Genomic DNA, 17187 nt, shown 5'->3' on the forward strand with positions numbered 1-17187 from the left:
GTTCTGCGGGCAAAAAGAAGGGCTTGTCTGGATCACCAGAAAGCCCTGAAACGTTCCAACATTTGGGGGGAGGAACCGGCACAGTGTGCCGATCAATCGAAGTGCCTACAAATTCATAATAATGCTGTTCAAGTGCATTATTTTTGCACTTAAGCGATCTGCGCCACCCGCCGCCCGCTCATGAAACACAGCAAGCCGCCCAGGGCCGCCAAGGCGCTCAGGGCATAGAACATGGTCGGCGCCGGGGTATGTACCAGCAGGTAGCCGCAGATCACCGGGCTCAAGGCGCCGCCCAGGGCCGCGAGGTTCTGCGCGCCGTAATAGCTGCCGCGCAGCTCCTCCGGAGCCAGGGTGTCGATGAACAGGAATTCCGCCGGGTAGATGATCATCTCGCCGAGGGTGAAGACGAACATCGCCAGGCACCAGCCCAGCAGGCTGTCAGCCAGGCTGAAGCCGATCAGGCCGAGGATGAACAGGCTGGTGCCGGCGGCGATCCAGTAGCGCAGCTGTTCGCGCTTGAGGAAACGACCGATCTGGTACTGCAGCAGGATCACGCTGATGGCGTTGCAGGCCAGCAGGGCGGCCATGGTGTCGAGGGTGGTTTTTGCGTCTTCGGTGACCAACAGGTATTGCGACAGGTAGAGGGTGAAACGCCCGTGGACGATGGTGCTGAGCAGGCAGCCGCAGGTGAACATGATCAGTGTGCGGTCGTTTTTCAGGGTCACCAGGGTGGTGAGGAAGCTCTGCGGCTTGTTCAGCGACGACCCCCCTGGCGTGGCTGGCAGGCCGCGCATCAGCAAGGTGCTGAGGAAGGCGATGGCGCCGGCGATCAGAAACGGCGCCAACGGCTGATACCCGGCGATCACCACGCCGAGCATGGGCGCGGTGGCATAGCCGATATTGGTCAGGGTGTAGCGCAGGGAGAACACCTTGGCCCGCTGACTCACCGGCAGGTTTTCGCTGATGATCGCCTTGGAGCCGATCAGGAACAGCGCCGAAGCGGTTTCGGTGATCACCAGGATCGCGGTGGTCAGGTAGAGGTTGTGGGCGAAGGTCAGCAGCACAAAGCCGATGCCACTGGAGAGCATGGTCAGGATCAGCAGCCGGCGCTTGTCCAGGCGATCGAGAATGTAGCCGCCATAGAGCGCGAGCAGGGTGGCGATAAACACCGCGATCCCCAGCAGCAGGCCGACGTCCTGCTGGTCGAGGCCGAGTTTTTCGCTGAGGAACAGGGTGAGCAGGGGGCTGGTGATGGCGCGACTGACGACAATGGTCAGCGAGCAGATCATCAGGCGGCGGATAACCAGCGAATAAGTGGCCACTGTGGTGCACGAGTCCTTGATGTCTGAGTGGGCGACAATCCCTGTAGCGATCTGCAGCCCAGGCTTGCCATCCTCTGACAGTTGCGCAAGCACTTCAAGACGGACCCGCACCCCATCTCAAATACCGCCCCATCTTCCGTAGGAGCGAAGCTTGCTCGCGATGGTCGTTANCGATGGCGCGTACTTATTGGATGAACGCGGCGCACTCAAGTGCATCGCGAGCAAGCTTCGCTCCTACAAGGGTGTGGATTTCGCAGGCAAGGCCAGGCGCATGGCGCAGCGCCGGGCTGCTGGCAGGCCGTGGCGGGCTTCCTCGGCCAGCACCTGTTGCAGGCGCGGCTCCAGTTGGTCGGCGTCCAGGGTGACAAAACCGCAGCGCTGGTAGAAGGGTTCATTCCACGGCAGCTGGCGAAAGGTGCTCAGGGTCAGGGCGCTGAAACCTTGCTGGCGAGCCTGTTCGCACACTGTCTCCAGCAGGCGGCGGCCAATGCCGCGCCCCTGGGCGCTGCTGGCGACCGAGATCTCCCAGATATGCAGCGCGTCGGCGCAGGCCTCGGCGTCGAGGAAGGCACACACCTGCTGGTCGAGCACGGCGACCCACACCCGTTGCTGGCGGATATGAGCCAGGTGATGCATCGCATCGGGCACCTCGGCGTCGGCCAGCCAGGCCAGTTCGGGGTCGCGGCGAAACAGCGCGGCGGCGCTGCGTTCGATGGCGGGGAGCAGAATGGCATCGGCCTCGGTGGCCAGGCGGATGTGCAGAGTCATGGGGCGCGAGTGTAAGGAGCCAGGGGGCGGCGGGGCAACCTTCAGGGTTGGGTGGTGGCAGGCAGGTGCAGCATGACGTAGTCGTTCTTGTCGAAGCGCCCGCTGAGCACCGGGGCCAGTCGCGCCAGGGGCGTGGCCTTGAGTGTCGCCAGCTCGCCTTGATCCATGATCACCCAGGCCGGGCCCGGGATGGCCGCAAGGGCCTCGGGGCGTTCGGTGAACAGTGGCTGCAGGTCCTGGTCGAGGTTGACCATGAACTTGATCGCCTTGGCGTCCTTGCCCATATGGTGCAGCACCACCGGGGCCGGGTCCTGCTCGATCAGTTTCCAGGCGGCCAGGCTGAAGGTGCGGGTGTCGTAGAGCTGCCGGGCCAGCGGTTCGAACCCAAGGATATAGGCACTCCAGACGGCCAGCACGGCGCCCAGGGCCAGGCCGCCGGTACGCCAGCGCGGCATGCGCAACAGGCCCAGCGCTGCCAGTTGCAAAACGCCGAGCAACACCAGCAGAGGGCTCAAGCCGGTCAAGGGTTCGGCAAAGCGCCGTTGCGCCACCAGCAAGGCCGCTATCAGCAGGCCCGGTGTCAGCAGCCACAGGCCCTGGATGCCCCGCCGGAGCCAGGCCAGGCTGCGACCCTGGACGTTGTGGAAGGGATAAGCCGCGACGATCGCCAGCATGGGCAACATCGGCAGCAGGTAGCGGGATTTTTTCGCCTGGGGAATCGACAGGCCGATCAACACCAGCAGGGCCGCGGCGCTGCACAGCACCAGCAGTCTGCGCGCGGGGTCCTGCTGTTCGCGGGGTCCGAGCCACACCGCCAGCCAGGTCAGGATCGCCAGCGGGTAGGCCAGGGCATAGTTGCCCAGGGAACTGCTGAAGTAATACAACAGGCCGCTGCTGCCTTCGCTGCCGTCCAGGCGCCCGGTGAACTGCATGCGGATCACCTCCTGCATAAAGGCCGGGCCGCCGCTCAGTCGGGCCAGCCACAGCAACAGCGCCACGCAGGCCAGCAGCAGGAGCAGGGCGCTGCCACCGAAGACAAGCATGCGTTGCCACTGGCCCTCGAGCAGGTAATAGCTGCACAGCATGCCGCAGGGAATCACCAGGCCGATCGGCCCGCGAATGGCGAACCCCGCGACCAGCAACGCGAGGGCCAGCCACAGGCGCCGCGGCGCGGCAAAGTGATCATGGGCATAACCCAGGTAGAACACCGCCAGGGCGATGGCGGCGAGCATCAGGTCGAGGGAGACGGCGCGGGTTTCGGTGATGAAGATGCTGCTCAGCAACAACAGGGCGATGCTGCTCAAGGCCCAGGTTTTCGAACAGGGCGCCAGCAGGCGGTACATGAGGTTGACGATCAGCGCCCCGGCGATGGCCGTGGGCAGCCAGGCCGCGAGTGTGGTGACCCGGCCGCAGGCCAGGGCGAACAGGTCGATCAGCAGAGTCGAGGCGCTGGAGTAGTCAGGGTAGGGCTGGCCATAGGTGGTGGGAAAGAAGCTCGGCCCATGGCGCAGCATTTCCTTGGCGAACAGCACGAAGCGCGAATCGAAGCCGATCACCGTCACCTGTCCCGCGCCGGCACAGAACAGCAGCAGGGCCAGCAGCCCCAGCCCCCAGGCTTGCCAATGCAGGGCGCTGGAAGGAGCGGTGCCGGCCCTGGGCATTCAGGCCTTGGCCCTGGCGTCGGCCCATTGCCGGTGAGGAATCGGCAGGTGGCGCGACTCGCCGCGACCGATCGGGAAGTAGGTGAAGCCGCCACGGGCCAGGCGCTCGGCGTCGTACAGGTTGCGCCCGTCGAAGATCACCGGGGCCTTGAGGCGCTGTTGCAGCAGCTGGAAATCCGGCGCCTTGAACTGCTGCCACTCGGTGCAGATGATCAGCGCGTCGGCGTCGTTGAGCACCGATTCCGGGGTGCCCATCAGCATCAGCTTCGACTCCTCGGGGTACAGGCGCTGGGTTTCCTGCATGGCTTCCGGGTCGAAGGCGCGGACCTGGGCGCCGGCGGCGAACAGCGCATCCAGCAGCACCCGGCTGGGGGCGTCGCGCATGTCGTCGGTGTTGGGCTTGAAGGCCAGGCCCCAGAGGGCGAAGGTCTTGCCTTTCAGGTCGCCCTGGTAGAAGGCGTTGATGCGCTCGAACAGCTTGTGCTTCTGCCGCTCGTTGATGGCTTCCACCGCTTGCAAAAGGTCGCTGGAGCAATGGGCCTGCTCGGCGCTGTGGATCAGCGCGCGCATGTCCTTGGGGAAGCACGAGCCGCCATAACCGCAGCCCGGGTAGATGAAGTGGTAGCCGATGCGCGAGTCGGCGCCAATGCCCAGGCGCACCGATTCGATGTCGGCCCCCAGGTGTTCGGCCAGCTCGGCGATCTGGTTGATGAAGCTGATCTTGGTCGCCAGCATGCAGTTGGCGGCGTACTTGGTCAGCTCGGCGCTGCGCAGGTCCATGAACATGATGCGGTCATGGTTGCGGTTGAAGGGGGCGTAGAGGTCGCGCATCACGTCGCGGACTTCTTCGCGCTCGCAACCGACGATGATCCGGTCCGGGCGGCGGCAATCGGAAACCGCCGAGCCTTCCTTGAGGAATTCCGGGTTGGAGACGATATCGAACTGCAGGGCGCGCCCGTCCAGAGCCTGTTCGATATGGGCTTTCAAGGTGTCGCCAGTGCCCACCGGCACCGTGGATTTCTCCACCAGGATCACCGGCTTCTCGCGGTGCCGGGCCACGGCGTCGCCCACCGACAGCACATAACGCAGGTCGGCCGAGCCGTCCTCGCTGGACGGTGTACCGACCGCGATAAACAGCACCTGGCCATGCTGCACCGCGAGTTTTTCGTCGCTGGTGAAGCTCAGGCGTTGGCTTTCCAGGTTGTCGCGCACCAGGCTCGACAGTCCGGGCTCGAAGATACTGACGTGCCCCTGTTGCAGCTGCTGGACCTTGTGTTCGTCAATGTCCATGCAAATGACATCGTGGCCGACTTCGGCCAGCACGGCGGCCTGCACGAGGCCGACGTAACCACTTCCAAATACGCTGATTTTCATGGGGTATTCCTGGGACTTGTCGCGGGAGCAGGTCGTGAGTTGATGGTAATGACGCCGAGGATGACCAGGGCCACCCCCAGGGTTTTCGAGAGGCTGAACGGCTCGTTGAACAGCGGCAGCGCGGCGGCCAGCAGGTAGACCAGGGCGTAGCTGATGCTGAGCAGGGAATAGGCCCGGCCCAGCGGCAGGTCGCGCAGGGCCAGCAGCCAGCAGAGCATCGACAGGACATAGGCGAGGATCGCCCCCAGCACCACGCCCAGCGCCAGCAGGTCGACCTGGCCGCTGGACAGTGCTGCCAGCCAGTCCGCCGGTGCCGGCAGGCGGGTCATGCTCCAACGCATACCCAGTTGCGCGGCACTGACCAGCAGCACGCTGCCCATGGCGAAGGTGAAGCCCAGGGCCCGGCTCATGCGTGACGACTCAACAGCAGTACGCCAGCGAGCACCAGCGCCACGCCCAGCCAGTGGCGGCGGTCGATGGCTTCATGGAACACGAAGCGGGCGATCAGGGTGATCAGCACGAAGTTCAGGCTGAGCATCGGGTAGGCGATGCCGACCTCGACCCGCTGCAGCACCAGCAGCCATACCAGCAAGCCCAGGCCGAGGCTGGCCAGGGCCAGCCACAGCCAGGGCGATCGCAGTTTGGCAAGCACGCCCGAAGGCTGGCCGCGCCAGCTTTCCACGGCGAACTTCTGGGCGATCTGGCCCAGGCAGGTCAGCAGGCAGGCGACGAGCAGCAGCAACAGGCTCATGGTTGGCTCTGGGGGAAGATCAGGATCACGAGATTGCCCTGGTCATAACGTTTGAAGTCCTGCGGCAACAGATCGATTTCGTAGTGTTCGTCGCCATTGACGCGCATCACCACGCCCACCTGGCCCAGCTTGCGCGCCTCGGGCATCCATTCGCCGACCTTGCGCAGGTCGATATAACGATGCTGGCTGTCAGGATAGGCCAGGCCATATTTCACTTCGCCTGTCGTGTTGTACAAGGCGATATCCGGGCGCTTGAGGCGCCAGGCCAGGGCCGAGGCGGCGCCCAGGTCGTTGCTCACCAGGGTGCGGCTCCGGGCGAGTTCCTCGGCGTGATCGATGATGAATTGATCCGGCATCTTGTTGTAGACCACCGAGTTCGGCAGGCCGGCGGGCAGCAGGGCGATGAACAGCCAGCTGCCGAGCACCGGCGCGGCCCACAGCTGCAGCGGGCGGAAGGCCGGCAGCAGGTTGCTCATGTTCCAGCCAAGCAGGGCCAGGAACACCAGCACCAGATGCCCGGGCTCGTTGCTGTACAGCGGCTTCTTCAGCTGGAAATACACCAGCGCCAACAGCAGCAACAGGCCCAGCACCAGGTTGAGCACAGCGTTGAGGCGGATGGTCCGGGTCTGCCCGGCCTGCAGGCGGTCGCTCAGGCTATTGCCCATCAGCAGCGCCAGCGGCAGCAGGCACGGCAGGATATAGGCCGGCAGCTTGCCCTTGCTCAGGCTGAAGAACGCCAGCGGCAGGATCAGCCACAGCAGCAGGAAACCGATGCTTGCCTGGCGCCGGGTCTGCCAGGCCTGCTTCAAGGCCCCCGGCAGCACCAGGACCCAGGGCATGCTGAACGCCACCAGCAATGGCAGGTAGTACCACCATGGCGAGGCGTGCTGGGCGTCTTCCCCGGCAAAACGGCGGATGTGTTCATGCCAGAAGAAGAAGCGCCAGTAATCCGCTTCCTGGGCATGCACCGCCAGGGCCCACGGCAGGCTGATGACAATAGCCACCAGCACCGCCACGCCGCCGTAGATGAACAGCTCGCGCAGGCGTTTCTGCCAGGCCATGTAGGGCAGGGCGATCAGCACCGGCAGCAGCCAGGCAAGGAAGCCCTTGGTCATGAAGCCCATGCCACAGGCGAAACCCAGGCCGGCCCAGGCCAGCAGGCGGCCGCGCAGCGTCTGGTTGTCCAGGGCGAACCACAGGGCCACCAGGCTCAGGTTGACCCAGAAGGTGAACTGCGGGTCGAGGTTGGCATAACCACCGGCGCCGACCACCACGCAGAAGCTCATGTACAGCAGGGCGCAGACCAGGCTCTTGCGCGGGTTGTTCCACAGCCGCCTGGCCATCAGGTAGGTGAGCAGCACGCTCAGGCCCATGCTCAGGGCCGAAGCCACCCGCACGCCGAACAGGTTCTGGCCGAACACTGCCTGGCCGAGGGCGATCATCCAGTAGCCGGCGGCCGGCTTCTCGAAATAACGAATGCCCATGAAATGCGGCGATGCCCAGTTGCCAGTCAGGAGCATTTCCTGGCTGATCTGCGCATAGCGGGTTTCATCGGGAATCCACAAACCGTGGGTGGCCATCGGCAGCAGGTAGAACAGGCCAAAGGCAAGCAGTAAAAGAGGCAGGGCCCAGCGTCTGGTCATGCGCCTTGCACCCCCAGCCAGCCTTCGCGACCTTCGAGGGCGCCACGAATGACCTGCCCCTGGGGCAGGCTCTGCAAGGACGCGGGCAACAGCTGGCCCAGGGTATTGAAATGAATGTCGCGCTGGCGGGCTTGCGCCAGTAGCTGACGAAAATCGTTGGCCATCAGAATCCCTTCGACCTCGGCGTGAATGGTGTAGACGTTGAGCCGCTCAGGGCTGAACCGGTCCAGGATGAATGTGTTGAAGTCGTGGGCCGCAACGGTCGGCCCGACCACTTCGTCGAAGGTCGGCAGGTCGACCGGAATCTGCGGGGCGCCCAGGCTGCCGTCCGCCAGCCGTGGCTGGAAGATCGAGGTACCGCGGCAATCGCTGTTGTAGCGAAAGCCGAAGCCCTGCTTGGCCTCGATCACCGACTCGTCGGCGCGCCAGCCGGCAGCTGCCGAACAGTCGACGCGCTGGCCGAGAATGTCATTGAGGGTGTCGACGCCCTGGCGGATCTGCTCGATCAACTGCGCCTGGTTCCAGCGCCCGGCATTGGCCTGCCAGCCGTGGTGATCCCAGGCGTGCAGGCCGACTTCATGGCCGGCGTCCCGGGCCCGGCGCATCAGGTGCCCGAGGTCGCGGCCAATCGGCTTGCCCGGCCAGGCGGTGCCCGCCAGCAGGATGTCCCAGCCATAAAGGCCGGCGGCGTTGGAGCGCAGCATCTTCCACAAGAATTGCGGGCGGATCAGGCGCCACAGGTGGCGCCCCATGTTGTCCGGGCCGACGCTGAAGAAGAAGGTGGCCTTGATCCCGGCTTCATCGAGCAGTTCGAGCAACCGCGGCACCCCCTCACGGGTGCCGCGATAGGTATCGACATCGATTCGCAGACCTGCCTGCATCAATGCTTGTCCGCGATTTCGAGCATGGCTTCGCGCAGGAAGAAGTCCAGCGTGTTGCCGATGGTTTCTTTCATCTCGACGCTCGGCTCCCAGTTCAGCAGGCGCTTGGCGTTGGCGATGCTCGGCTTGCGGTGTTCCACGTCCTGGTAACCGGCGCCGTAGAAAGACTTGCTCTCGACCTCGCGGAAGCCGGCGAACGGTGGGAAGTTGCCACGCAGCGGGTGGGCTTCGAACTGACGCAGCAGCTCTTCGCCCAATTGGCGGATGCTGGCTTCGTTGTCCGGGTTGCCGATGTTGATGATCTGGCCGTTGCACACATCGTTTTCGTTGTCGACGATGCGCGCCAGGGCCTCGATGCCGTCGGCGATATCGGTGAAGCAGCGTTTCTGCTCGCCGCCGTCGAACAGGCGGATCGGCGTGCCTTCCACCAGGTTCAGGATCAGTTGGGTGATGGCCCGGGAGCTGCCGATGCGCGCCGAATCCAGGCGGTCCAGGCGCGGGCCCATCCAGTTGAACGGACGGAACAGGGTGAAGTTCAGGCCCTTGCTGCCGTAGGCCCAGATCACCCGGTCCAGCAACTGCTTGGACACCGAATAGATCCAGCGCTGCTTGTTGATCGGCCCGACGATCAGGTTGGAGCTGTCTTCGTCGAAGTTCTGGTCCTGGCACATGCCGTAGACCTCGGAGGTCGACGGGAAGATCACGCGCTTGTTGTATTTGACGCAGTAGCGAACCAGCTTGAGGTTCTCTTCGAAGTCCAGCTCGAACACACGCAGCGGGTTGCGGGTGTATTCGATCGGGGTGGCGATGGCCACCAGCGGCAGGACCACGTCGCACTTCTTGATGTGGTACTCGATCCACTCGGAGTGAATGCTGATGTCGCCTTCGACGAAGTGGAAGTGCGGATGGCTGCGCAGGCGCTCGATGGCGTCGGAGCCGATATCCAGGCCGTAGACCTCGTACTTGTCGTCACGCAGCAGGCGCTCGGACAGGTGGTTGCCGATGAAACCGTTGACGCCGAGGATCAGCACCCGGGTGCGTCGCGGCGCACGGCCGGACTCGGCGCCGCGCAGCAGCGAGCCATCCACCAGGCCCAGCTCGTTGGCCAGTTGCGGACCGCTGAGGTACAGGCCGTTGTCGTTGCGCTGGCCGGCGTTGATCAGCAGCGAGTCTTCGCCGCAGGCGATGCGCAGCGGATCGATGCTGATCACCCGGCCCGGGGCCTGGCCTTCGTTGCCCTTGACCACCTCGGCGCTCCAGACGATCAGCTTGTGCTCGCCCACGGCGCAGAACGCGCCCGGGTAAGGCTTGGTCACGGCACGCACCAGGTTGAACAGCTGTTCGGCCGGCTTGCTCCACAGCAGCTTGCCGTCGGCCGCGGTGCGGCGACCGAAGTAGCTGGCCCTGGATTCGTCCTGGGCGGTTTCGCTGACCTTGCCTTGCGCCAGGGCGGGCAGGATGTCGCGCAGCAGGCTGGCGGCGGTATCGCGCAGCTTGCCGTGCAGGCTCAGCGCGGTATCGCTGCGCTCGATGGCCACCCGTTGCTGGGCAATGATCGCCCCGGCATCCGGGCGCTTGACCATGCGGTGCAGGGTCACGCCGGTTTCGCTTTCGCCATTGACCAGCACCCAGTTGGCCGGCGCGCGGCCACGGTAGCTCGGCAGCAGCGAACCGTGCAGGTTGAACGCGCCCTTGCTGGCGGTGGCCAACAGCGCTTCGCTGAGCAGGTTGCGATAGTAGAAAGAGAAAATGTAGTCAGGCTTCAACTTGGCGATGCGCTCGACCCACAGCGGGTGGTTGGCGTCTTCCGGGGCATGCACCGGGATGCCCTTGAGCGAGCACAGCTGGGCAACGGAGCCGTAGAAGGTGTTTTCCTTCGGATCGTCGGCATGGGTGAAGACCGCGCCGATTTCATAACCCGCGTTGAGCAGGGCTTCGATGCCGGCGCAGCCGATATCGTGGTAGGCGAAGACAACAGCTTTATGACTCATGGCGAAACCTGATCGGAGAGAGTGGAAGTTAGACCGTCGACCGTGACAGCGGGAGCAGGGGCGGCAGGCTGGCTGCGCAGAACTTTTTCAATGAAGAAGCGCGGACGGGCGCGCACATCGCTATACATGCGGCCCAGGTATTCGCCCAACAGGCCCATGCCGATGAACTGGCCACCGGTGAACACGAACAGGATGGCGAACAGCACGAACATACCGTCGCCGGCCCATTCGGCACCGAACACCAGGCGCAGGAAAATCAGCATCAGGGCGAACAGCACGCCGAGGCCGGCCATGCTGAAACCTATGATGCTCAACAGGCGCAGCGGCGTGGTGGTCATGCAGGTGATCAGGTCGAACATCAGGTTGATCAGGCGCATCGGGCTGTACTTGGAATCGCCGTGTTCACGCTCGGCGTGGTTGACCAGCACCTCGGTGGTGTGGCGGGCGAAGCTGTTGGCCAGGATCGGAATGAAGGTGCTGCGTTCGCGGCAGGCGAGCATGGCGTCGACCACGCTGCGGCGGTAGGCGCGCAGCATGCAGCCGTAGTCGTTCATGGCCACGCCGGTGGAGCGTTTCACGGCCAGGTTGATCAGCTTCGACGGCCAGCGGCGCCAGGCGGAATCCTGGCGGTTGTTGCGCACCGTGCCGACCACGTCGTAGCCCAGTTCGGCCTGGGCCACCAGGCGCGGGATTTCTTCCGGCGGGTTCTGCAGGTCGGCGTCCAGGGTGATGACCACGTCGCCGCGGCACTGCTCGAAACCGGCCATGATCGCCGCATGCTGGCCGTAGTTGCGGTTGAGGATCACCGCCACCACCGGGCTGCCTTCGCGGCCGGCAGCTTCCTCGAGGATCTGTGCCGATTCGTCGCGGCTGCCGTCGTCCACCAGGACGATCTCGAAATCGTGCTTGAGCTGGCGGCAGGCCGCTTCAGTGCGCCGCAGCAGTTCGGGCAGGCTCTCTTCTTCGTTGTAGACCGGAATGACGATCGACACGAACTGGATTGGATAAGGTTTCAAAGGTTTCGGTCCAGACAGGTTTTGATGGCGCCGACGACCCGCTCGACATCGTCGAGGGTCATGTCGGGGAACAGCGGAATCGAGCACAGGCGTGCCGAGTTCCACTCGGTGTTGGGTAGCCGCACATCCGGGAAGCGTTGGCGGTAATAGCTGTGCAGGTGAGTGGCGACGAAGTGGATGCCACTGCCGATGTTCTGCTCCTGCAAGGCTTTCATGAAACCGTCGCGATCGATGCCGCAACGCTCGGCGTCGATGCGCAGGATGAACAGGTGCCAGGCATGTTGCTGCGGATACGGCGGCAGGTGCAGCGGTTGCACCGGCAGGTCGCGCAGTTGCTCCAGGTAGGCGTTGGCCAGGATCTCGCGCTGGCGGTTGATCGCGTCCAGGCGCTGCAACTGCACCAGGGCGATGGCGGCATTGATATCCGCCAGGTTGTATTTGAAGCCGGGTTCGATCACCTCGGCCTGGGGCTTGCGCCCGTGGGTCAGGCGGTCATAGGCATCGACACCCAGGCCATGGAACTTGAGCATGCGCACCCGGTTGGCCAGGGCCTCGTCATCGCTGACGAACATCGCGCCTTCGGCGCAGGTCATGTTCTTGATCGCATGGAAGGAAAAGATCGCCGTGCCCCGGGCCCCGATGGGCCGGCCGCGATAGGTGGTGCCGGCGGCGTGGGCGGCGTCTTCGATCACCGCGATGCCGTGTTTGTCGGCCAGGGCGTACAGCGGGTCGAGGTCGAAGGCGGCACCGGCGTAATGCACCGGGATGATCGCCCTGGTCCGTGGCGTGATCGCTGCTTCGACGGTGGCGGCGTCGGTCATCAGGGTGTGCGGATCGACATCGACGAAGACCGGCGTCGCCCCCAGCAGGCAGATCATGTTGGCGGTGGAAACCCAGGTCTGCGAAGGGGTGATCACCTCATCGCCGGGGCCGATGCCCAGCGCCAGCAGGGCAATGTGCATGCCGCCGGTGGCCGACGACAGCGCCACCGCGTGCTTGCAGCCGACCTGCGCGGCAAATTGCTGCTCAAGCTCCTGGTTTTTCGGTCCGGTGGTGATCCAGCCAGAACGTAGAACCTGCTCGACCGCAGCAATCTCTTCATCGCCAATACTCGGGCGCGAGAAAGGAAGGAAAGCCTGGTTCATTGAGACCTCGGGGAAAAAGGATTTTCAGCAATCGAAAGGAGAAAAAGCGCCTGTGCTACAGCTGGAGTTATGCAAAAAAGGCGTTTTGGGTTCGGTCATTGAAGCGCGTCCATAAATGAGGTCGGTGTGGTCGTCCATGCCTGATTGCAGTAAAGACCATGCAGGGTAAAAGTAAAGCCAGATCAGTGTGTTAGCTTTTGTTTCAGTTAGATGACCTGACTGACTCCCTGCGCCTATGAATGGATTCAGGTTAAGCGGAAAAATGTGAAACGAACATGAAAAAAAGGCCAACGGAGCGTTTATCTTTCACCTAGACAGCCAGTGTTCAGACTTCGCCACTAGTTGACCGGGAAAACCCCTGTTACAGCATTCCCAAGGTGTGTTTTTTCGCTGACAACAGGGCTGAAAGTCGCTTGGCCGAGAGATGTTTTTTACCTTTGCAGACGCCATTGTTTTCAAATACCAGCTGAACTAAGGAGTATCCGTTTGCCCGCCACCGATCCGTGGACGCTCTATCTTGCGGCCTTGGCACCTTCGGGGCGCCGACCGATACGACCTTTGACAGGGCCATGGCGTTCCCGTCTTATACTCCGTCGGGCTTGTCGCGGCGCTCGATCGCTTGCCTGAAGTCAAACGGCGCTCTTATCGGCAGAATCCGGGAGAGGGGAGGCGCCGGCAATAACACTGCTCTACCATTCACAGCTGAATAACCACCGGCCACTCAATAACGAATAGAAGCCAACAAGAGGCTCGTTGTGTGATTGATAGAACACCAGCCAAAGGCGTTTCTCTTTTCAGCCTGTTGTTACTGCCGCTATTGCTGGGAAGGGTTCCTGTGCTCGAGGCACACGAATCCCTCGAGTTGCTGATCCCGGACGCGCCACCCCTGACCATGGTCAACCAGGGCGAGCGTCACGGCATAGTCGGCGATATTGTTTTGCGGGCATTGAAAAAAGCTGGATATGCCAGCGAACTGAGAACCCTGCCGTGGGCGCGGGCGCAGAAATATGCCCTCGGAAAGGACAACGTCCTGCTCGCGCCGCTCAGCCGGACACCCGAGCGTGAAGATCGCTACACCTGGATTGCCCCGATCATGCAGATGGACAGGGCATTTTTCAGTCTCGAGCATAAAGTGTCGACCTTCGACGAAGCCCGGCAGCGTTTCAAGAGCATCGCCGTGGGGCTGGGCAGTGCCCAGGAAGAAATCCTGCGCAGCAAAGGCTTCGCCCCGGAGCAGATCTATGCCATCAAGATCGGCGAGAACCCCGCGCAATTGCTGTTGAAGGGCAGGGTGGACGCCTGGTTCAACGGGGTTCAGGAAAGCCGCTATATCTGGCAGCGCGTCTCCAGCCGGCCGCTGTTGATGAGCCCGCCTATGGTGAGTCATGAGCTTTACCTGGCCTGTTCCAAAGTATGCGACGCCGAAGTCGTGACCGATGTTGCGAAAACCATAGAGGCCATGCGCCGTGACGGTTATATCGAGAAAGTCAAAGACCGCTATCTGAATAACGACCCGCTGGAGAAATCAGGCAGCTTGTAATTGATCAGCTTCAGGTTTTACCAGTATTGGTAATCACCTAGGAGATGTTCATTCGGACAGCACATCCTCATTGAGCCGAATGATCTCGTTGAGGTTCTTCAGGGTGTTGTTGAAGTTGTCCTTGGCATGGTTGAGCTTCTTGAATTGCCCCGCCAGCTCCCTGGTTTTTTGCTGCAATGCTTCTTCACGTTTATCCAGTTCGCCCTGACGGGCTTCTTGTTGCGCGCGTATCGCACTGTCGGATTGCCGATCCTGATCAAGTTGCCGTTGCAGTTGCTGTAACTGCTCTTCCTTCTGTTCGAGCAGGCGCTCTTTCTCCTGCAATTGAGAGGCTCTGGAGTCCAGGGTCTGCTGTTGCGTCTGGCTTTGCTGTTTCTGTTGCTTGAGCCGGTTGGCGATGCTGGAAAACTCCATCAGGCTCGCCTCGACATCCTGCAGGAAGTGCTCGGGGTCGGTGCCCGGGAAAGGCCAGTCTTCATCCTGGGGTTCGGTCGGGGGCTGCTGCTCGGCCGGCATTGGCAGGGGGCCGGCATCGGAGTAGCGGGTTTCGGTCTCGGTTGCGGTCGCGTCCGGCTGGGGGCTTTGCGTTTCGGAACTGCCCGCCGTCTCGATGGATTCGTGGCGTTCCTGTTCGGCGTTGTCGCCCGCCTGTTCGTCGAGCTGCGCCAGGGCGGCGTCAAGTTGCTGGTCATCGATGGCGGTGGGCGAATGTTCGATCGCCGAGCCGAATTGAGCCGAAGCCTGGAAGCTCAGCAGCTTGGCGATCCATTCCTTCTTGGTGCTCAACAGGCGATGGTCCGCCGCCGCGGCGGCGGGCAATTGTTGTTTGTTCAGGTCCAGCAGATGGTAGGGCACATCGCTTTCACGCTGTTCGCCGGTGGCGGCCTCGCGCAGGATCTGGCTGAACACACGAATCGCCAGTTGCCCATCCTCGTCGGAGTCCAGGGCGCCCAGGCAGTAAGTGCCCCCTTCGTTGAATAACAAGGCGATATAGACGCGCAGATTATCCTCATCAAGGCTTTCATTCAGGCTATAGGCGAGAAAGTTTCGACCTGCTTCTGGAACAGAAAAACTGCAGAGCAAAGCCGCCGTCAGCATTTGCTGCTCTTTGTTTTCAATGAAGATAGTGCGTAAGAGCATGTGTCACCCAGTAAGCTTAAGTAAAAATATGAGCGCTAGGATACTAGGAAATAATGTCAGTTGGCGTTAAGAGTAATGCTCCGGCTGAATAGGATAAATCTTATATTTCTATTGAATGGTCTTATTCATATAGCTTTATACCCGCATTAAAAATATCAGCGTGTATTGTATTGCGCCCATTCCGGCACAACACAGCTATTGATCCTGTTGCAACTACCCAATCTCAACCTCTTCTGACTTTGAATGGCCTTTGGCTGCTCACCTCAGACTTCTCTTGCTGAACCTGGAAGCCATGATCGAAATATCCAAACTAACCAAGTCTTTTTCCGGACAGGTCGCGGTCGACGATCTGTCCTGTCATATCGGCCCGGGAGAAGTACTGGGGATTCTCGGGCCAAACGGTGCAGGCAAATCCACCACGATGAAAATGCTCACCGGCTTTCTGGCGCCGACCTCCGGCACCGCGAGCATCCTGGGGTTCGACATCCGCACCCAGACCCGCCACGCCCAGCGGCAGATGGGCTACCTGCCGGAAGGCGCGCCCAGCTACAGCGACATGGCGGTACAGGGTTTTCTCGAGTTCATTGCCAGTGTTCGCGGCTATCGCGGCGCGCAGAAGCGCGAACGGGTGGACCGGGTGATCGACCTGCTGGAACTGGGCGACGTCCGCCGCCAGACCATCGAGACCCTGTCCAAGGGCTTCACCCGCCGGGTCGGCCTGGGCCAGGCGATCCTCCACGATCCGCGGGTGCTGATTCTCGACGAACCCACCGACGGGCTCGACCCCAACCAGAAACAACTGGTTCGCCAACTGATCCAGGACCTGGGCCAGGACAAGATCGTGATCATCTCGACCCACATCCTGGAAGAGGTGTCGGCCGTCTGTAACCGCGCCCTGATCATCAGCAATGGCCGCTTGCTGGCCGACAGCACGCCGCATGAGCTGGAGCGCAGTTCCCGCTATCGCCAGGCAGTGACCTTGCAGGCCGACGGACCGCTGGACCTGCTGGCCCTGGTGGTCTTGCCGGGTGTGGCGGGGGTCGAGGAGAACGCGGCCGAGGGCAGCCTGACGCTTCTGGCACGGCCTGGCGAGGTGATTTTCCCTCAGGTCAACGCGCTGGTGACTGCGCGTGGCTGGAAGATGAAGCGCCTGGAACTGGAGCAGGGTCGTCTCGACGAAGTGTTCCAGACCCTGACCCGGGGAGAGTCGGCATGAGACAGCTACCGGTGATATTCAAGCGCGAACTGGGCAGTTATTTCGCCACGCCGCTGGCCTTCGTGTTCATCGAGATCTTCCTGGTGCTCTCGGGCGTCTTCACCTTCTACCTGGGCAGTTTCTACGAGCGCAACCAGGCCGATCTGGCGCCGTTCTTCGACATCCATCCCTGGCTTTATCTGTTCCTGCTGCCGGCCCTGGCCATGCGCCTGTGGTCGGAGGAGCGCAAGTCCGGCAGCATCGAGCTGCTGATGACCCTGCCGGTGAGCTGTTTCGAAGCAGTGGTCGGCAAGTTCCTCGCGGCCTGGGTCGTCGCCGGCATCACCCTGTTGTTGACCCTGCCCATGGTGCTGACCGTGAACTACCTGGGCAACCCGGACAACGGCGTGATCCTGACCGGCTATCTGGGCAGCTGGTTGCTCGCCGGCACCTACCTGGCGATCGGCTCCTGCATGTCGGCCATGGCCAAGAGCCAGGTGGTCGCCCTGATCCTCGCCTTCCTGGTGTGTTTCCTGTTCGTCGCCTGCGGTTTCTCCCTGGTGCTGGATGCACTCAACCCCTGGGCGCCGCAATGGCTGTTGGACTTGCTGGCCTCGCTGAGCCTGCTGACCCATTTCGGCACGATCAGCAAAGGGCTGATCGACCTGCGTGATCCGCTGTATTTCCTCAGCGTGATCGTCGCCTGGCTGATGGCCACGGTGGTGACGGTCAACCTGAAGAAAGCCGAGTGAGGACGATT

General features: G+C 62.5%; 15 protein-coding genes. 3 read left to right on the forward strand and 12 right to left on the reverse strand.

The features are described from left to right. Positions 1–149 precede the first annotated feature (149 nt). The 11 genes from ACTJKT_RS00610 to arnB form a co-directional block, all read right to left on the reverse strand. Positions 150–1322, reverse strand: a complete 1173-nt coding sequence (locus tag ACTJKT_RS00610) for an MFS transporter (protein ID WP_440785754.1) — start codon at positions 1320–1322, stop codon at positions 150–152. Positions 1323–1556: 234 nt separating this feature from the next. Then, complete coding sequence (locus ACTJKT_RS00615; protein ID WP_440785755.1) at positions 1557–2090, reverse strand: GNAT family N-acetyltransferase; 534 nt, start codon at positions 2088–2090, stop codon at positions 1557–1559. Positions 2091–2131: 41 nt separating this feature from the next. Then, on the reverse strand, positions 2132–3751 hold the full coding sequence (locus ACTJKT_RS00620) for a phospholipid carrier-dependent glycosyltransferase (RefSeq protein ID WP_440785756.1): 1620 nt from the start codon (positions 3749–3751) through the stop codon (positions 2132–2134). Further along, entirely contained in the window at positions 3752–5125 is a 1374-nt protein-coding gene (locus ACTJKT_RS00625) for a UDP-glucose dehydrogenase family protein (RefSeq protein ID WP_440785757.1), read from the reverse strand. It abuts the gene before it with no gap. Beyond that, entirely contained in the window at positions 5122–5535 is a 414-nt protein-coding gene (arnF, locus tag ACTJKT_RS00630; RefSeq protein ID WP_440785758.1) for a 4-amino-4-deoxy-L-arabinose-phosphoundecaprenol flippase subunit ArnF, read from the reverse strand. Before arnF ends, ACTJKT_RS00625 begins: the two co-directional genes overlap by 4 nt. Further along, complete coding sequence (gene arnE / locus ACTJKT_RS00635; protein WP_440785759.1) at positions 5532–5876, reverse strand: 4-amino-4-deoxy-L-arabinose-phosphoundecaprenol flippase subunit ArnE; 345 nt, start codon at positions 5874–5876, stop codon at positions 5532–5534. The genes arnF and arnE overlap by 4 nt, the downstream gene beginning before the upstream one ends. After that, positions 5873–7519 carry a lipid IV(A) 4-amino-4-deoxy-L-arabinosyltransferase gene (gene arnT, locus ACTJKT_RS00640; protein ID WP_440785760.1) on the reverse strand — a complete coding sequence of 549 codons (1647 nt, stop codon included), beginning with the start codon at positions 7517–7519 and terminating at the stop codon, positions 5873–5875. Before arnT ends, arnE begins: the two co-directional genes overlap by 4 nt. Then, positions 7516–8400, reverse strand: a complete 885-nt coding sequence (gene arnD / locus ACTJKT_RS00645; protein WP_440785761.1) for a 4-deoxy-4-formamido-L-arabinose-phosphoundecaprenol deformylase — start codon at positions 8398–8400, stop codon at positions 7516–7518. The genes arnT and arnD overlap by 4 nt, the downstream gene beginning before the upstream one ends. Then, positions 8400–10391: a bifunctional UDP-4-amino-4-deoxy-L-arabinose formyltransferase/UDP-glucuronic acid oxidase ArnA gene (gene arnA / locus ACTJKT_RS00650; protein ID WP_440785762.1), complete on the reverse strand. Its 1992-nt coding sequence runs from the start codon at positions 10389–10391 to the stop codon at positions 8400–8402. Before arnA ends, arnD begins: the two co-directional genes overlap by 1 nt. After that, complete coding sequence (arnC, locus tag ACTJKT_RS00655) at positions 10388–11407, reverse strand: undecaprenyl-phosphate 4-deoxy-4-formamido-L-arabinose transferase (protein WP_025808953.1); 1020 nt, start codon at positions 11405–11407, stop codon at positions 10388–10390. Before arnC ends, arnA begins: the two co-directional genes overlap by 4 nt. Then, positions 11404–12552 carry a UDP-4-amino-4-deoxy-L-arabinose aminotransferase gene (arnB, locus tag ACTJKT_RS00660; protein WP_440785763.1) on the reverse strand — a complete coding sequence of 383 codons (1149 nt, stop codon included), beginning with the start codon at positions 12550–12552 and terminating at the stop codon, positions 11404–11406. The genes arnC and arnB overlap by 4 nt, the downstream gene beginning before the upstream one ends. 757 nt (positions 12553–13309) lie before the next feature. Between arnB and ACTJKT_RS00665 the strand changes: the two genes are divergently transcribed. Continuing rightward, complete coding sequence (locus ACTJKT_RS00665; RefSeq protein ID WP_440785764.1) at positions 13310–14092, forward strand: substrate-binding periplasmic protein; 783 nt, start codon at positions 13310–13312, stop codon at positions 14090–14092. Between the two features lie 48 nt (positions 14093–14140). On the opposite strand, the gene ACTJKT_RS00670 is transcribed toward ACTJKT_RS00665, so the two are convergent. Continuing rightward, on the reverse strand, positions 14141–15190 hold the full coding sequence (locus ACTJKT_RS00670) for a hypothetical protein (protein WP_440785765.1): 1050 nt from the start codon (positions 15188–15190) through the stop codon (positions 14141–14143). 334 nt (positions 15191–15524) lie between these two features. Between ACTJKT_RS00670 and ACTJKT_RS00675 the strand changes: the two genes are divergently transcribed. After that, positions 15525–16448 carry an ABC transporter ATP-binding protein gene (locus tag ACTJKT_RS00675; protein WP_440785766.1) on the forward strand — a complete coding sequence of 308 codons (924 nt, stop codon included), beginning with the start codon at positions 15525–15527 and terminating at the stop codon, positions 16446–16448. Beyond that, positions 16445–17179 (forward strand): ABC transporter permease subunit, encoded by a 735-nt coding sequence (locus ACTJKT_RS00680; protein WP_440785767.1) that lies wholly within the window; start codon positions 16445–16447, stop codon positions 17177–17179. The genes ACTJKT_RS00675 and ACTJKT_RS00680 overlap by 4 nt, the downstream gene beginning before the upstream one ends. Positions 17180–17187 lie beyond the last annotated feature (8 nt).

It is taken from the genome of Pseudomonas sp. 22526 (assembly GCF_052044735.1).
In the GTDB taxonomy this organism is placed as follows: domain Bacteria; phylum Pseudomonadota; class Gammaproteobacteria; order Pseudomonadales; family Pseudomonadaceae; genus Aquipseudomonas; species Aquipseudomonas piscium.

What these genes read in the sequence shown, in the direction of transcription:
- ACTJKT_RS00615 (WP_440785755.1), bottom strand. Translation starts at nt 2,090, where the DNA reads ATGACTCTGCACATCCGCCTGGCCACCGAGGCCGATGCCATTCTGCTC.
- ACTJKT_RS00620 (WP_440785756.1), bottom strand. Translation starts at nt 3,751, where the DNA reads ATGCCCAGGGCCGGCACCGCTCCTTCCAGCGCCCTGCATTGGCAAGCC.
- ACTJKT_RS00625 (WP_440785757.1), bottom strand. Translation starts at nt 5,125, where the DNA reads ATGAAAATCAGCGTATTTGGAAGTGGTTACGTCGGCCTCGTGCAGGCC.
- arnF (WP_440785758.1), bottom strand. Translation starts at nt 5,535, where the DNA reads ATGAGCCGGGCCCTGGGCTTCACCTTCGCCATGGGCAGCGTGCTGCTG.
- arnE (WP_440785759.1), bottom strand. Translation starts at nt 5,876, where the DNA reads ATGAGCCTGTTGCTGCTGCTCGTCGCCTGCCTGCTGACCTGCCTGGGC.
- arnT (WP_440785760.1), bottom strand. Translation starts at nt 7,519, where the DNA reads ATGACCAGACGCTGGGCCCTGCCTCTTTTACTGCTTGCCTTTGGCCTG.
- arnD (WP_440785761.1), bottom strand. Translation starts at nt 8,400, where the DNA reads ATGCAGGCAGGTCTGCGAATCGATGTCGATACCTATCGCGGCACCCGT.
- arnA (WP_440785762.1), bottom strand. Translation starts at nt 10,391, where the DNA reads ATGAGTCATAAAGCTGTTGTCTTCGCCTACCACGATATCGGCTGCGCC.
- arnB (WP_440785763.1), bottom strand. Translation starts at nt 12,552, where the DNA reads ATGAACCAGGCTTTCCTTCCTTTCTCGCGCCCGAGTATTGGCGATGAA.
- ACTJKT_RS00670 (WP_440785765.1), bottom strand. Translation starts at nt 15,190, where the DNA reads ATGCTGACGGCGGCTTTGCTCTGCAGTTTTTCTGTTCCAGAAGCAGGT.
- ACTJKT_RS00675 (WP_440785766.1), top strand. Translation starts at nt 15,525, where the DNA reads ATGATCGAAATATCCAAACTAACCAAGTCTTTTTCCGGACAGGTCGCG.
- ACTJKT_RS00680 (WP_440785767.1), top strand. Translation starts at nt 16,445, where the DNA reads ATGAGACAGCTACCGGTGATATTCAAGCGCGAACTGGGCAGTTATTTC.